The organism is Micromonospora sp. NPDC003197, assembly GCF_053590565.1.
In genome coordinates this window covers 136,358-151,162 of sequence record NZ_JBSFTE010000010.1, presented here as the reverse complement: position 1 = coordinate 151,162, position 14,805 = coordinate 136,358, and the positions used below count along the sequence as shown (strand labels likewise).

10 protein-coding genes and 1 pseudogene are annotated in these 14,805 nt (G+C 67.9%); 7 read left to right on the top strand and 4 right to left on the bottom strand.

Going from position 1 to position 14,805, the window contains the following annotated elements:
* Positions 1-60: 60 nt before the first annotated feature.
* Together ACWDV4_RS13820 and ACWDV4_RS13815 are read right to left on the bottom strand one after the other, a co-directional pair.
* On the bottom strand, positions 61-987 hold the full coding sequence (locus ACWDV4_RS13820) for a putative protein N(5)-glutamine methyltransferase (protein ID WP_449978060.1): 927 nt from the start codon (positions 985-987) through the stop codon (positions 61-63).
* 164 nt (positions 988-1,151) lie between these two features.
* Positions 1,152-2,297 carry a hypothetical protein gene (locus ACWDV4_RS13815; protein ID WP_449978057.1) on the bottom strand — a complete coding sequence of 382 codons (1,146 nt, stop codon included), beginning with the start codon at positions 2,295-2,297 and terminating at the stop codon, positions 1,152-1,154.
* A 363-nt stretch (positions 2,298-2,660) separates the two neighbouring features.
* On the opposite strand from ACWDV4_RS13815, the gene ACWDV4_RS13810 reads away from it, so the two are divergent.
* The 4 genes from ACWDV4_RS13810 to ACWDV4_RS13795 all read left to right on the top strand — a co-directional run bounded on the left by ACWDV4_RS13810 (position 2,661) and on the right by ACWDV4_RS13795 (position 6,639).
* Positions 2,661-3,998 carry a glycosyltransferase gene (locus ACWDV4_RS13810; RefSeq protein ID WP_449978055.1) on the top strand — a complete coding sequence of 446 codons (1,338 nt, stop codon included), beginning with the start codon at positions 2,661-2,663 and terminating at the stop codon, positions 3,996-3,998.
* A gap of 108 nt (positions 3,999-4,106) precedes the next feature.
* On the top strand, positions 4,107-5,003 hold the full coding sequence (locus ACWDV4_RS13805) for an ATP-binding cassette domain-containing protein (RefSeq protein ID WP_449978224.1): 897 nt from the start codon (positions 4,107-4,109) through the stop codon (positions 5,001-5,003).
* Positions 5,000-5,545 (top strand): hypothetical protein, encoded by a 546-nt coding sequence (locus tag ACWDV4_RS13800; RefSeq protein WP_449978052.1) that lies wholly within the window; start codon positions 5,000-5,002, stop codon positions 5,543-5,545. Before ACWDV4_RS13805 ends, ACWDV4_RS13800 begins: the two co-directional genes overlap by 4 nt.
* An 83-nt stretch (positions 5,546-5,628) precedes the next feature.
* On the top strand, positions 5,629-6,639 hold the full coding sequence (locus tag ACWDV4_RS13795) for a hypothetical protein (RefSeq protein ID WP_449978050.1): 1,011 nt from the start codon (positions 5,629-5,631) through the stop codon (positions 6,637-6,639).
* A gap of 100 nt (positions 6,640-6,739) precedes the next feature.
* Here ACWDV4_RS13795 and ACWDV4_RS13790 read toward each other — a convergent pair whose 3' ends face one another.
* Complete coding sequence (locus ACWDV4_RS13790; RefSeq protein WP_449978048.1) at positions 6,740-8,878, bottom strand: PQQ-dependent sugar dehydrogenase; 2,139 nt, start codon at positions 8,876-8,878, stop codon at positions 6,740-6,742.
* Positions 8,879-9,289: 411 nt separating this feature from the next.
* On the opposite strand from ACWDV4_RS13790, the gene ACWDV4_RS13785 reads away from it, so the two are divergent.
* Together ACWDV4_RS13785 and ACWDV4_RS13780 are read left to right on the top strand one after the other, a co-directional pair.
* On the top strand, positions 9,290-11,602 hold the full coding sequence (locus ACWDV4_RS13785; RefSeq protein ID WP_449978046.1) for an APC family permease: 2,313 nt from the start codon (positions 9,290-9,292) through the stop codon (positions 11,600-11,602).
* Positions 11,603-12,070: 468 nt separating this feature from the next.
* Positions 12,071-13,327: an Ig-like domain-containing protein gene (locus ACWDV4_RS13780; protein WP_449978045.1), complete on the top strand. Its 1,257-nt coding sequence runs from the start codon at positions 12,071-12,073 to the stop codon at positions 13,325-13,327.
* 14 nt (positions 13,328-13,341) lie between these two features.
* Here the strand turns inward: ACWDV4_RS13780 and ACWDV4_RS13775 are convergent.
* Positions 13,342-14,043: pseudogene (locus tag ACWDV4_RS13775) on the bottom strand (zf-HC2 domain-containing protein); the annotation flags it as partial.
* A gap of 85 nt (positions 14,044-14,128) precedes the next feature.
* On the opposite strand from ACWDV4_RS13775, the gene ACWDV4_RS13770 reads away from it, so the two are divergent.
* Positions 14,129-14,797, top strand: coding sequence for a sigma-70 family RNA polymerase sigma factor (locus ACWDV4_RS13770; RefSeq protein WP_449978042.1), 669 nt, complete (start codon positions 14,129-14,131; stop codon positions 14,795-14,797).
* Positions 14,798-14,805: the final 8 nt, after the last annotated feature.

The window sequence follows — 14,805 nt, the reverse complement described above, 5'->3', positions numbered from 1 at the left end:
ACGGTCCGCCGCATTCCCGGATCTGGTGGTTGCTGCTCGCCGGTCTGGCAATAGTCGCCATCATCGTGGCACGGCGTGCCTCGTGGTGGGCCCGCCACCGCCGCGGCCTGTCCGCTCAAGTTCCCTGACCGGATACGGAGTCGCCACAGGCACCCTACGGATCGGTCGAGGCATGCATCCAATCACGACGGTGCCGTCACGCTCCGCTGAGTGCGCCACTCCTGCGGTCAGGCCGACGCTGGCGAAGATCTCGACGGTCTGTGCTGCCTGCCGCTCGCTGGTCTCGACCAGCAGATGCCCGCCGGGTGCCAGCCACACTGGTGCGGCCGAAGCCACCCGACGTTGCACCGCGTGCCCGTCGGTGCCGCCGTCCAGGGCTATCCGAGGCTCGTGGATACGGGCCTCCGGGGGGAGCAGATGGATCGCCTCCGTCGGCACGTACGGCGCGTTGGCGACCAGGATGTCCACCCGACCCCGCAACTTGGTGGGCAGCGGCGTGTAGAGGTCTCCCTCGTACACCTGACCTGCCGCGCCGAGGTTTCGGCGGGCGCAGCGTATCGAGGCGGGGTCGATGTCGACGGCGTGCAGGTCGATCTGATCCAAAGCGGCGGTGAGGGCGATGCCCACCGCGCCCGATCCGCAGCACAGGTCGACGACGACGGGCCGCCGTCGGGCGGCGTCTGTGCCGGTGGTTGTTGCGACTCGGTGGGCGAGCTCGCTGGCCTGCTCAGCGAGGAATTCGGTCCGGCGGCGGGGTATGAAGACGCCTGCGTCTACGGCGATGCGTAGTCCGCAGAACTCGGCCCAGCCAAGGACATGCTCAAGGGGCAGTCCGGCGGCTCGTTGGTCCATCCGGTCGGCGAGTTCGGCCGGGGTACGGGCCGAGGAGATCAGCAGTTGTGCTTCGTCTTCTGCGAAGACGCAGCCAGCGGCCCGGAGCCTGGCGACGATGACGGAACGGGACAGCGGTGCGGGGAAAGCCGACATGGCAACCTTTCGGAACGCGGAAGGGCGCTCCCTCGGTCACCTAGTTCGGTGTGACCGCCTGGCCGTGAGGTGAGAGCACCCGGCCTGTCACAGCGGTAATGGGTCCCACCTCCTCGCGTCTGGCCACTGCTGAACGCGGCAACACTACATCAGCCCTCGTCCGGTCAGTTGGCTTGATTGAACAGCAGGACACTCATCCTGGTCAGCTCGCCGTAGACCAGCTTTCGGGTGGCGTCGCCGTCGGCGGGCCGTACCGCCACCTGGAGCAGGACGTCGGTGTTGGCGGGCAGTTCGACGTTCACGTTCGGTGTGGTGACCACGAATACGTCGCCGGTGCTGCTCGGGTCGAACGAGACGATCTCCTGCGCCAACAGTGGCGTCTCCGGGCTGGGATGACCGGGGCTGAGGTACTCGGCGCGTACCCGGACCAGGTCGCCAGCCATCAGGCCCCGGAGGTCGACGGTGGCCTGCTGACTGATCGTGCCCGCCTCCGGAATGGTCCAGCCGTAGTATCCGGTGTTCCACCTGATGGCGTGGAACGTGTCGGTGGCGTCCAATGACGAGTCGCGGTACGGCGTACCGAAGAAACTTGCCAGCACGGTGTCGTCTCCTTTCGGTGCGGCAGCGCCGATCATCTGCGCGAAGTCTTCCGTGGTGCCGCGGAACGCATCCGCGTCGCAGGTGTGCTGATGGCCGATGATGGCCGAGTCGGTGTACTGCCAGATCCGTGGCATCTGGACGGGTCGGCCGTAGCGGACCCAGCCAGGACCGGCGTCTCCGCCGGCTCGCGCATAGGCGGCTTTGAAGTCTTCGGCTACCCGATGTGGGTAATTCGCATTCCACCGGGGATAGCTGCCGAGGTCGCCGTTACGGTACTGGCCCCGGGAGGCGTACATGACGGCTTTCTTGTTGGTCCGGGCCTCCAGCTCCCGGGCGACGTCGACCCCCACGATCGGCGGTACGTCGTCGGTGGGCCACCGTTCGAGGTCAATCTGCCAGAAAAACCCGGAGAACGCTCGCCACCAGGGAGTATGCCGGTCCGCGTAGTCGATGGCGGTGATCGCCTGGGCGGTGCTGGAGACTCCGGAGTGCACCACCACATACATGCCGAGAAAGGGGATGCCAGCATCCTTGGCGGCGGTCAACATCATGCCGTAGTACTGGCTGTGGAAAGTGCCGGCCCGAGATTGCTCCGTCCCCTTGTAGGTCATGAAATCGATGCCGAGGGCCCGGGCAGTGCGTATTCGGTCGACGGTGAGTCCACGGTCGACGTCGTAGTCGCTGGCGTCCCAGCCGTAAAGGGTTGACACCGATGACACCTCCGATCTGGCTTCCGAAACTCGCTCGAATTTGTCGAGGAAAGAACGAAAGAGACTCATGGCTGCGCCGTCCGAACAAACAGGCGATGGGAAATAGTCTCGGATTGGCTGCTGGATTTTTGTCCGGCTGAACGCTGTCGGCGACGCTTTGCCGCGTTTTTCAGCGCCTATGAAGGCGATGCTACCCCGGTTCGAATGGACGTGCCGCGTCGAGTTTTTCGTGATGATCCCTCAGGTGGCCGACCGGTACGACCCGTCGCTTGTCCTCGATCGCGGCATTGACCTAGGCTTGGCCCTGGTGAGCCGGGAAGCCTGGTCGGCGCTGCTTCTGTCGTCGCGCTGATTGGGCTCCAAATGAAGGTTCTGATTCTCACGATGGGCACACGTGGGGACGTCCAACCGTTCGTCGCGCTCGCCGCCGGACTGACCAGCCAGGGACACGAGGCAGTGTTGGCTGCGCCGGCACGGTTCGCCAACTTCGTACGCGGTCACGGCGTCGCCTTCGCCGCCCTGGACGACGGACCGATGCGGGTATTGGACACCGGCACGGCCATAGGAGAAATCGCCACCGGCGGTATGCGGGCGAAGGCGGCGTTGGCGAGGCGGTTGCCGGCAATGTTCGACCAGGTCCTGGACGACTGCTGGACGGTGGCGGCCACGGGCCTGGGATCCGGCGCGGACGTGATCGTCCACAACGGTCAGGTGGTCGCCGGTCAGCATGTCGCGGAGAAGCTCGCCGTGCCGGCGGTCCTGGGACTACCGATACCGATGTACGTACCGACCCGCGAGTTTCCGTGGCCCGGCCAGGAATTTCCGTCGAGACTGCCCCGAATGGCGCACCGCGCGACGTACCTGGGGATGCAGGCACCAGCGATGATGTTCGGCCGCACGGTCGACAGGTGGCGTGCCAAGCTCGGTCTGCCCCGCCGACCCGGTCGACACGATCCGCTGCGACGTCCCGATGGCGGCTCGGCACCGGTGCTGCACGCGATGAGTCGTCATGTGCTTCCCCGGCCAGACGACTGGCCCGCTACCGCCACAATGACCGGATACTGGTTCCTCGACCAGGTCGACCGTGCGCCAGCGCAGTCCGTGGCGGGTGCCACCGCAGATCTCGAAGGCCGGTCCGCCGGCCAGCAGCCTGGGTTGCCCGCCGAACTCGTCGCCTTCCTGGACCAGGGCGAGGCACCCATCTTCATCGGCTTCGGCAGCATGGCCGGATCCGATCCGCAGCGTACGACCTCAGCCGTTCTGGCGGCCGTCCGCCGGACGGGTGTGCGGGCGGTGGTGGGCACCAGTTGGGGCGGACTGGCGGCCGAACCGGTGCCAGGCCAACTGTTCGTGCTCGATGAAGTGCCCTACGAGTTGCTGTTTCCGCAGGTGGCGGCGGTCGTCCATCATGGCGGCGCGGGTACCACCGCCGAGGCGATCCGCGCCGGTCGACCGCAGATCGTCTGCCCGTTCGTGGCCGATCAGCCGTTCTGGGGTCGCCGCATGCAGGCGCTCGGCGTGGCCCCCGCTCCGATCGCCCAGCGGCGACTGACCACGGAGAACCTGACTGCGGCCGTCGAAGCTGTCGTAGGAAATCCGAAGATGGCGGCCCGCGCCGCCGATCTCGCTGGCCGGGTACGGGAAGAGCGGGGGGTGGCCACTGCCGTGCGGCTGCTGGAGGAGATCAGCCAGCGTCGCTGACGTTCCGTGAGCGGTATGCCCTTCCGCAACTGCGCCGGCAGGCGTACGGTCACAGCAGGAGCGCCGGGAAGTCTGGTCGGCATGGATGGTTGGTTGCCGACCCGGGAGATGCTCGTGACCAGACTTGCGATCCGCGCTGACGGTTTGACCAAACGTTACGGCCGACTACTGGCGCTTGACGCCCTCGACCTGACCGTACCGGCGGGGGAGGTGTTCGGCTTCCTCGGCCCGAACGGTGCCGGTAAGTCCACCACGATCCGGCTGCTGCTCGGCCTGGCCCGACCCACCGCTGGCCGGGCCCAGATCTTCGCGCACTCGGCGGCGGACGTGGTAGCGGCGCATTCACTACTGGCCTATGTGCCGGCCGACGTGGCGCTCTGGCCCGGCCTCACCGGAGCCGAGATCCTGGAGTTGCTCGGCCGGACCGGGCCGGGCGTGGACGATGCGTACCGCGGTGAGCTGGTCGAGCGGTTCGCTCTCGACCCGAGCAAACCGGCCCGGACCTACTCGACCGGTAACCGGCAGAAGGTGGCACTGGTCGCCGCGTTCGCCACCCGTGCCCCGCTGCTGGTGCTCGACGAACCGACCAGCGGGCTCGACCCATTGATGGAGCAGGAGTTCCGACGGGCGGTCGGCCAGGCCCGGGAGCGCGGCCAGACCGTCTTCCTCAGCTCCCACCAGCTTGCCGAGGTGGAGGCCATCTGTGATCGGGTGGCGATCCTCCGGTCGGGTCGACTCGTCGAGGTCGCCGCAGTGGCGGAGCTGCGTCGCCTGCACCGTACCGAGGTCGAGGTCTCGTTCACCGGCACCGCACCGGACCTGGCCGGCGTGTCGGGGGTCGAGACGATCCACTCCACGCATCCCGACCGGATGCGGTTCTCCCTGACCGGGCCACCGGCAGCCGCGTTACGGGCGCTGGCCGCCGCGAACGTGACCGCCCTCTCCGTCCGGGAGCCGACGCTGGAGGAAATCTTCCTCGACTACTACGGCGAGGCATCGCGATGACCGCCGTCGACATCCCCATCGCGCCGGCTGTTCCCGAGCGAACGTCCACCGTTGCCGGCCGGGCGGTGACCCGGCTGGCCGTGCGTCAGATACGCCGTGGTGCCCTGGTGGTCGCCGGTCTGGCGGCCGGTATGTCCGCGCTGGTGGTCACCACCTACGAGAGCACCGTCGGCGACGCGTTGGACGCCGCCGCGCTGGCCGCCCTGGCCGAGAACCCCGCGATCCGCACACTCTTCGGTCCACCCGTCGCCCTGGACGATCCGGGCGGATTCACGGTCTGGCGTACCGGCACGGTGCTGGCTGTCCTGGCCGCTGTCTGGGCTCTGTTGACGGCCACCCGGACCACCCGGGGTGAGGAGGAGGCGGGACGGTGGGACCTGCTGCTGGCGGGTCGGCTGTCGACGCCGATGGTCGTGGTACGGCATCTGTTGGTGCTGGTCGTCGCCCTGCTCACCGTCGGGGCCGCCACCGCCGCCGCGCTCTGCTCGCGACAGGAACCGCCCCGACGGGCGCGGTCCTGCACGGGGCAGGTGTCGCGCTGATCGGTATCTTCTTCGCGGCCCTCGGTGGTCTACTGGCCCAGCTGTCCGCCTCCCGCGCCCTGGCCAGCGGTGTGACGGCCGCCGTGCTGGGCGGCAGTCTGCTGGTCCGGATGGTCGGCGACGGGATGGCGTCACTGGGCTGGGTGCGCTGGTTGTCACCGTTCGGCCTGATCGCCCTGGTGCGGCCGTACTCCGCTGACCACGTCGTACCGCTGATGGTCCTGGCGCTCTCCGCGACCGCGTTGCTGGTGGCCGTACCGGTGGTCGCCCGCGGCCGGGACGTCCGGGCCGGCTGGCTGCCGGACCGCTCGTATCGCGCGTCGCGGCCGTGGCTGCTCGGTTCGATCGGAGCCTTCGCGGTACGTCGACTGCTGCGCCCGTTCCTCGGCTGGGCGGCCGGCGTCAGCGCCTACTACCTGCTGATCGGTCTCCTCGCTGTGTCCATGGTCGACTTTCTCCACGGCAATCCCCGGTTCGCGCAGCTCGCCTCGACGGCCGGCTTCGGCGGGCTCGGTTCGGTCGACGGGTACGCCGCCGTCATGTTCGGCCTGCTCGCCGTACCCGCCGGGGTGTTCGCCGCGAGCCGCATCGCGGCCACGGCCAGCGACGAGTCCGCGCGGCGACTCACCCTGCTCCACGCGCAGCCGGTTACCCGCTTGCGGTGGCTGACCGTCGAGACCGTCACCACGATGATCGCTGCGCTGGCCCTCACCACCGTCGCTGGGCTGGCTACCTGGTCTGGTGCCGTCGGAGTCGACGCGCCCCTCGGTCTCGGGGCGGCCCTCGCGGGCGCCTGGAACGTGATGCCGATCGTGCTGCTCTGTCTGGGGGCGGCGGTGTGTGCGCTGGGCTGGCGGCCCCGAGCGGTGCTGCTGATCGGTTCGTTGCCGGCGGCCGGTGGGTTCGTGTGGCAGGTGCTCGCCGAAAGCACGAACGCCCCCGAGTGGGTTGCCGGGCTGTCGCCGTTCGCGCACCTCGCCTCGGTCCCCGAAGCGCCGGTCGACTTGTCGGCCACGATGGGAATGCTGGTGGTCGCCGTCGGGCTCACCTGCCTCGGCGTGGTGGGATACCAACGGCGTGACCTGGGCGGATGAGCACCTGTCCCAACCGCCCCGCGTTACCCACGCGGCGGGGGACGACGGTCGAGCGTCGTCCCCCGCTGGCCTTCCGAGCTGAGTGCCCGGCGACAGAAACTCAGCTGGTGCTCGTGGACGGATACAGGATGACCTCCGCGCTGCTGGTCTGCGGCGGGACGGTGGGGTCGTTGGGCGCGTCGGTGTACTCGGCGACGAACACCGCGTGCAGGTTGTCCGCGCCGCCGTGGCCGCCATCCACGAAGGTGGTGATGGTGCCGGTGCATCCGGCGGTCGTGGAAAGCGGGTGCCCGTGGCTGTCGTGCCCGAGGATGTAGGTCACCTTCACCCGGGCGCAGTCGACCGGGGTGTCGTCGACCACGTTGACCTCGAACCGTACCTGCTGACCGAACTCGAAGGGCTGTCCTGCCACGGGGGACACGAACGTCACGATCGGTGCCCGGGGACCGACGAGGAAGGGCAGGGTCGCCGCAGCGGATCGTCCGGTGCTGTCGGTGACGTTCACCGTCGGTTCGTACCGGCCGTTGGCCTGGTAGGTGAAGCTCGGGTTCGGCTCGGTCGAGTCCACCGTGCCGTCCGCGTCGAAGTCCCAGGCATAGGTCAGCGGATCACCGTCCGGGTCGACCGTGCCAGCGCTGGAGAAGTCAACGGTCAGCGGTGCCTGGCCGGCTATCGGGTTGGCGCTGATCCTCGGGATCGGGGTCCGGTTGCCGCGTACGAAGTCGATCCGGGCGAGCTGGGCGTCGGGGTTCTCGGAGAAGTAGCCGTCACCGTATTCCAGGACGTAGAGCGCCCCGTCCGGCCCGAACTCCAGGTCCATCGGGTTGTCGATCACCATCGACGCGAGTACGGAACCGATGTCGCTCAGCTGGCCCCGGCGGTCGAGCCGGAAGTCCTTGATGTAGTCCCGGGTCCACTCGTAGAACAGGGGTGCGCCGTCGTAGTAGGCGGGCCACTTGACCTGGGACGGGTTGCGCTGGTCGTACCGGTATGCCGGTCCGGCCATCGGTCCGATGCCGCCCGTACCGAGCTGCGGGAAGCGGTCGGTGACGGCGGCCGGGTACCACACCTCGGGGGCCTCGACCGGGGGCAGCTGGGTCAGGCCGGTGTTGCGGGGGGAGTTGTTGACCGGGCGACGGCAGTCGAACGGCGCGCCGGACTGGCCGGTGGCGAAGTCGTAGTCGACGTACGGCATCTCCGGGGTGACGCAGTACGGCCAGCCGTAGTTGGCGGGGCGGTCGACCCGCATCCAGCGGCCGTGGCCGGCCGGCCCCCGGTCGGGACGAGCCTGACCAGCGTCGGGGGAGTAGTCGGCGACGTACACCGCGTTGGTCTCCCGGTCGACGGCGAAGCGGAACGCGTTGCGTAGACCCATCGCGTAGATCTCCGGCCGGGTCTTGGCCGTACCCGGTCGGAAGAGGTTGCCCGGCGGTACGGTGTAGCCCCCGCCCGGCTTCACCCTGATCCGCAGCAGTTTGCCCCGCAGGTCGTTGGTGTTGCCGGAGGTCCGCTGGGCGTCGAAGGCGGGGTGGCGGTCGGCGCGCTCGTCGATCGGCACGTAGCCGTCGGAGAAGAACGGATTGGAGTCGTCTCCGGTGGAAAGGTAGAGGTTGCCGTGCCGGTCGAAGTCGATCTGTCCGCCGACGTGGCAGCAGATACCTCGGTCCGCCGGTACGTCGATGATCTTCTGCTCGGTGTCCAGCCGGAGCGTGTCGTCGTCGAGCTTGAACCGGGACAACCGCAGGAATCCCTGGAAGGGCCGCCAGTCGGCTTCCGTGCCGACCAGCGGCGCGTCCCCCTCGTTGACGTCCGGGGTGGTCGGGTCGTCCACCGGGGTGTTCAGCGGGGGCGAGTAGTACAGGTACACCCAGTGGTTACGGGTGAAGTCCGGGTCGATGGCGATGCCCTGCAGCCCTTCCTCGTCGTGCTCGTAGACGGGAACATCGGCGGCGAGCGTGTTCAGTCCGGTACGTGGATCGTGGATGCGGACCTCGCCGGTTCGCGCGGTGTGCAGGACGCGTCGGTCGGGAAGGACCGCGAGGCTCATCGGTTCGCCGGGGAAGTCGTTGAGGGTGACCTTCTGGAAGCTGCTGTCGGGCGGTGGGGTGCCGGCTTGGGCGGTACCTGGCTCGGCGGTGGCGGGCTGTGGGGTTCTCGGCTCGGCGGTGGCGGGCGACGACGGCGCGGCGAGACCACCGAGCACCAGGGTGAAGCAGGCGAGTACGGCCGTTTTCTTCATCGGCGAGGCCCCTTCTCCATAGAACGTGCTGGCGAATGGCATACGAGGTACGCGGTGCGGCCGCCCGGATGGACAACGGGCAGCACTGATTGGCTGCCCGGATGGGCCACAGGCAGCGTGGACCGACCGCCCGTCGGCGGTGATCCGGGGCAGGGATTCGACAGGGGACAGCGGAACGATCAATTGGCCATCTTCAATGGTTTCGTCAGGCTACCCGATTCGCGTGGCGGAGCAAAGACTCTGCTGCATGTGCGAAAGTTTTGTATTCATTGACGAAAGTGTGGCTATTTTGCTCGAGTGGCGACCCTGGCAAGTACTCTAATTGGGGCATAGTGGACGTCGACCGGACGTGCCGAGAGCGCGGCCGAGGGTGCGCCAATGCCGGCACCCGGCCGAGAAGGACAGGGTTGGATGGGCGAGCAGGCGCGGCGGGGCCGGGGTCGTCAGTCCGAACCCGAGCAGTCGACCCCGCTCAGTCCGTCCGCTGAACTTCCCCAGTTGAGCGGGGAGGAGTTGGACCTGCTGCGGCAGACCGGCCAGCGATGGGCGGAGGCGCTGCGGGGCCGGCAGAACATCCTGACCGCCCTGCCCGTCGATCCGGGACTCGGAGGCTACCGGAACCCACCGGCGCGGCCCAGGTTCGGTCGGTTTGCCCCCGTGGAACTGTTCCAGGCCAGAGCACCGGACGAACTTGTCGCCACCCAGCCAGGGGTGGAGTCGGAATCGGTGCGTGGACGGGTGCTCGCCAGGTTTCGTCGGGCGGTGTTGGGGCCGCCGCTGACCAGTACTGCGGTCCTCCGTGAACGGATGCCGAAGTTGACGGCACTGCCGATCCTCTCGTCGGACCTTCTCTCCTCGGTGGCCTACGGACCCGAAGCGATGCTCACCGTCCTTGCGCTCGCCGGCAGTACGGCGTTGGGGCTGTCGTTGCCGATCGCCGCGGTGCTGGTGGTGCTGATGCTCATGGTCGGGATCTCGTATCGGCAGACCATTCCGGCCTATCCGCACGGTGCCGGGTCGTACATCGTTGCTGGTGACAACCTCGGGCCGAAGATCGGACTGGCCGCTGCCGCAGGGCTGATGATCGATTACATCCTCACCGTGGCGGTGTCGGTGGCTGCCGGGGTGCATGCCATCACCTCGGCGTTACCCGGCCTGAGCCCGTACGCCGTTCCGTTCGGTCTGCTGGCGATCACGATCCTGCTCGCCGGTAACCTGCGCGGTTTGCGCGTCGCCGGCAACCTGTTCGCCGTACCCACCTATCTGTTCATCCTCGCCATCGCGGTGTTGCTCGTCGTCGGGTTGGTCCAGGCTGCCGGTCGAGGCTTTACCCCGACTCCTCCACCGTCGATTCCAGCCAGCCAGAGCACCGGGCTACTGCTGATCCTGTTGGCCTTCTCCTCCGGCGCGACATCGATGACCGGCATCGAGGCGGTTTCCAACGCGGTGCCTGCTTTCCGATCGCCGGAGTGGCGTAACGGACGGACCACCCTGACCTGGATGATCAGCCTGCTCGTCGTCATGTTCGTCGGGCTGGTGCTGCTGATCCACCTCGACGGTGTCGTGCCCCGGCCCGAGCAGACGATGCTTTCCCAACTGGTGCACGAGACGTTTCCCACCGGCCCCTGGTATGCCCTCATCCAGGCCGCCACCACCCTGATCCTGTTGCTGGCGGCGAACACGGCGTTCAACGACTTTCCGCGTCTACTGTTCTTCCTGGCCCGGGACGGTTATGCCCCACGTCGTTTCCTGCACATGGGAGACCGGCTCGCCTTCAGCAACGGGTTGATCGCGCTCGCCGTCGCGGCGGCAGTCGTCCTTGTCGCGTTCCAGGGGCACACCGAATCACTGATTCCGCTCTTCGCAGTCGGCGTCTTCCTGGCGTTCACACTTTCCCAGACCGGCATGGTGGTGCACTGGCGGCGCAGGCGCGGTCCGCACTGGCGCAAACGACTGACGCTCAATGCCGTGGGCGCGGCGCTGTCGGGGGTGGTGCTACTCACCGCCGCGACCACCAAGTTCATCGAGGGCGCCTGGGTCGTGGTGATCGCCGTCCCGGTGCTTGTCCTGCTCGGGCTGCGAGTGCGGCACCACTACGACATCGTACGGGCGCAGTTGGCCCCACATCCGGGGCGGATCGATGCGGCGCGGCCGGTGAACCCGCCGCCGGCCGCGCGTGCCGAACGTCGAGCAACTTCCGGTCCCGCAGACGGGGCGGAGCACGGGGCCCGGACCGAGCGTGGGGACAGCACCGAGCGCGGGGACGGGGCAGAAACAGAGGAAGTGCCCCAGGAGATCTGGCATCTTGTCGTGGTGCCGGTCGAACGGCTCAACCTGGCGGCGCTGCGGGCACTGGCCTATGCCGTGTCCATCGGCCAACCGGTGCTGGCTGTGCACATCAGCCCCGACGAGGAGGAGGCGGACCGGTTCCGTCGGCAGTGGGACACCTGGGGCGACCACCTGCGTCTGGAGGTCATCGTCTCGCCGTACCGGGCGATCGTCGCGCCGCTGGCCCGCTACCTCGAGGCAGTACACGCCTTACGGCCGGAGCTCACGCTTACCGTGATTTTGCCGGAGATCGTCGTGCGGCGGTGGTGGCATCAGTTGCTGCACAGTAACGTGCCCCGGCGGCTGCGGCGGGCGCTTCGTCAACTTCCCGGGATCGTCGTCACCACCGTTCCGATCCATCTACCGCACCGGCAGCCGCAGCAAGATATGCCGTGAATGTGATTTCTGCGCTGATTCCACCGTGCCTGCCCATCGGGCTGGGTTCGCGTACTGACGGTCGATCGTCGGGTTTCGCGACCGACTGGTACTGCTGGTCGGATCAAGACCGGTTGTGGTCTCTGGGGCCGACGGCACCCAGCGGGATCGACGGCATGCGGCGGGACCGACGGCACCCAGCGGGACCGGCGAGGGGCATGGCGACAGGAGTGGGGCCAATTTAGCTGGCACGATGAGCGGATTGGGGGCCTCTGGGATGGTCCGCCCGCCACAGTGGACCAACCGACATCGCCGGAACCACTGCTTTACCAATACCACCAGCCAACTCGCGCGGCTCACCGGCCTGCTCGGGAAACGAAGCCACCGCGCCGATTTGCCACTGCGGACGGTTCTCGTTTGCGAATGGCGGCAAGCTCACCCTGGCGCGTTACACAATGCGACCAGGACGAGACGGAACGGAGGTGGGTCATGAAATCGAGGCGTCGAGGTGCGCTACTGATGCTCGTGGCTGCTGCGCCACTGGTTCTGGCCGGTTGTACCAGCGAGCCCAAGAAGAAGGAGGCTGGCCGCCCGGCGCTGCCGAAGGTGGCCATTACGCCAGCGGCGAATGCCAATAACATCCCGGTAAGCGCGGAGATCGGGGCAAAGGTCACCGATGGGAAGATCACCGCAGTTTCCTTGGTCGACGACAAGGGTGCGAAGGTGGCGGGGGCTATGCGCCCCGATGGCTCGACCTGGGTGCCGAGCGCACCGTTGAAGCACAGCCACATCTACAACGCCGAGGTCACCGCGACCAATCCGGGCGGGACAACCACACAGAAGTCCCGGTTCACCACAATGGCCAAACCATCCCAACGGGTCACTACCCATCTCTACCTGGACAACGACCGGACGTACGGGGTGGCGATGCCGGTTACGGTCGCCTTCGAACCGGCGGTGCCGAAGGAGGCGCGGGCGGACGTCCAGCGGCGATTGTTCGTCAACACCGAGCCGGCACAGCCAGGAGCCTGGAGTTGGGTCGAAGACGGCTCGCAGATCTACTACCGGGCACCGGACTTCTGGGAGCCCGGTACCCGGATCAGCGTTCGGTCTGCCCTTGACGGGCTGCCGATGGGGGGTAAGAGCCACGGCGACGCCGATCGGACTGCGACGGCGAAGATCGGCAATGACGTCCGACTGGAGATCGACAGTTCCACCAAACAGATGTCCGTCTTCCAGGACGACAAACTGACCCGGAAGATCCCGGTAAGCCTCGGCAAACCGAGTACGCCCACGTCGAGCGGCAACATGGTGATCATGGAAAAGCATGAGGCGACGACGTTCGACACCAGAGGTGAGCCAAACGGGGGCTACGTCGTCGACGTCGAGGATGCCCAGCGGCTGACCTGGGGCGGTGAGTTCATTCATGCCGCACCGTGGTCGGTTGGCGACCAGGGGAGTACGAACGTCTCCCACGGCTGCACCAACGTGTCCAACGACGCGGCAGACTGGCTGATGAAGACCACTCAGGTCGGTGATCTGGTGACCGTCAAGGGCACCGAGGTACAACTCCAACCGGGTAACGGGTGGACCGCCTGGAACGTCGGCTGGGACGAGTACATCAAGGGCAGCGCCCTGCCCGTACCGGCTGATCTCAAGCCGGAGTCGAAGCCGGCACCCGCGCCGAGCGGCTCGACGGCGAACAACGCACCGGCGGCACCGACGCCGTCGAACCGGGGCGGCTGAGCAAGCCGCCGGAGTAACCGGAGCCCCAGCGGCGGTGGTACCTCTTCCGCCGGCTGCTCGTCGTCGAAACGTACGCGCCAGCCGGGCCGGCCCTGAGCCGGCCCGGCTGGCGGCTCGCCTGGGTCCAGGTTGCGGTGGGCCAGCAGCAGCACGATCAGGTAACCCGCGACGAGAAACCCGTGGCTGAGCAGCCGGCCCGGGTCTACCCGTCCGGCGGCCAGATCGTTGACCGACAGCAACCCGAGCACCGCCACGAACGCGGTCAACATCGGCACGAGTCCACCGGGTCGGCCGCGGCGTAACGCGACCCAGGCGAACCCGGCGCCGATGGCGACGTTCCATGCTGCGGACTCGTGCCAGAGGTGATTCGGGTCCGCGTACAGCCCGGGGTGCGGGTGACCGGTGGTGAAGCCGGTCAACTGCACGAGCCCGAGGAGGAACTGCGCCAGACCGAGCAGGCCCAGTACGCCCCGTAACGACAGCACGAGACGACCTCGTGCGGGGCTGGGAGCCGCCGCCAGCACCTCGTCACTGACCCCGCGGCCGACCTTGACCAGTCCGGTACGGGCCAGTCGGGTCACCAGCGCCGCATCGTCCCACCAGCGACGGCACGCCGGGCAGTCGGCGAGATGTCGATCGATTACGGGCCGTTCGGCCTCGTCGTCCTCGCCGTCCAAGCGTGCCGACAGCGACTCTCTGCACTGCTCACAACCCACCGCTCCATCTTCGGACGCGAATTGGTACTGGTCGTCACCGGGGTGCCTAGGCGGGTGCGACGGTGCGGACGGTTAGCCTTCCCGCATGCAGCCGACGAGGGTCGACGACGCGGACATCACCGGTTGGGCGTTGGCCGCCCGAGCCGGTGACCGGACCGCGGCGGCGGCGTTCATTCGGACGACCCAGCATCACGTGTACCGCTTCCTCGGGCACCTGGTCGACGACCACGTCGTGGAGGAGTTGACCCAGGAGACGTACCTGCGGGCGATGCGTGCACTGCCCCGGTTCACCGCCCGGTCGTCGGCCCGTACCTGGCTGTTGGCGATCACCCGGCGGGTCGCCAGTGACCATTCCCGGCTGATTCGGGCGTCCGACCACAGAAGTGGCCTCAGGTCAGAAATCGTTTCGTACGGCTCCTCGGCATCAACGGATCCCGAGTCGATCGCCGCATCGGTACGGCGGGGGCGTGACGGTGACGCTGACGACACGATGCTGCTGCGCGGCCTGCTTGACGGGCTGCTCCGGGAGCGGCGGGAAGCCTTCGTCGTCACCCAGGTGCTGGGGCTGAGCTACGCGGAGGCCGCCGAGGTGTGCGACTGCCCGGTCAGCGCCGTCCGATCGCGGGTGGCCGGGGCGCGGGCGGATCTGGTGACCGCGCTGGCGGCCCACCGAGATCGGATGGCCCAGAGCGATCGGACGGCGGCCCCGGGCAATCGGGTGGCGGCCGAAGATGACCGGACGGCGGCCTCGTAAGCTCGGCA

Excerpts from the sequence above, each read along its gene's own strand:
- ACWDV4_RS13820 (WP_449978060.1), bottom strand. The coding sequence starts at position 987 with ATGTCGGCTTTCCCCGCACCGCTGTCCCGTTCCGTCATCGTCGCCAGG.
- ACWDV4_RS13810 (WP_449978055.1), top strand. The coding sequence starts at position 2,661 with ATGAAGGTTCTGATTCTCACGATGGGCACACGTGGGGACGTCCAACCG.
- ACWDV4_RS13805 (WP_449978224.1), top strand. The coding sequence starts at position 4,107 with ATGCTCGTGACCAGACTTGCGATCCGCGCTGACGGTTTGACCAAACGT.
- ACWDV4_RS13800 (WP_449978052.1), top strand. The coding sequence starts at position 5,000 with ATGACCGCCGTCGACATCCCCATCGCGCCGGCTGTTCCCGAGCGAACG.
- ACWDV4_RS13790 (WP_449978048.1), bottom strand. The coding sequence starts at position 8,878 with ATGAAGAAAACGGCCGTACTCGCCTGCTTCACCCTGGTGCTCGGTGGT.
- ACWDV4_RS13785 (WP_449978046.1), top strand. The coding sequence starts at position 9,290 with ATGGGCGAGCAGGCGCGGCGGGGCCGGGGTCGTCAGTCCGAACCCGAG.
- ACWDV4_RS13780 (WP_449978045.1), top strand. The coding sequence starts at position 12,071 with ATGAAATCGAGGCGTCGAGGTGCGCTACTGATGCTCGTGGCTGCTGCG.
- ACWDV4_RS13770 (WP_449978042.1), top strand. The coding sequence starts at position 14,129 with ATGCAGCCGACGAGGGTCGACGACGCGGACATCACCGGTTGGGCGTTG.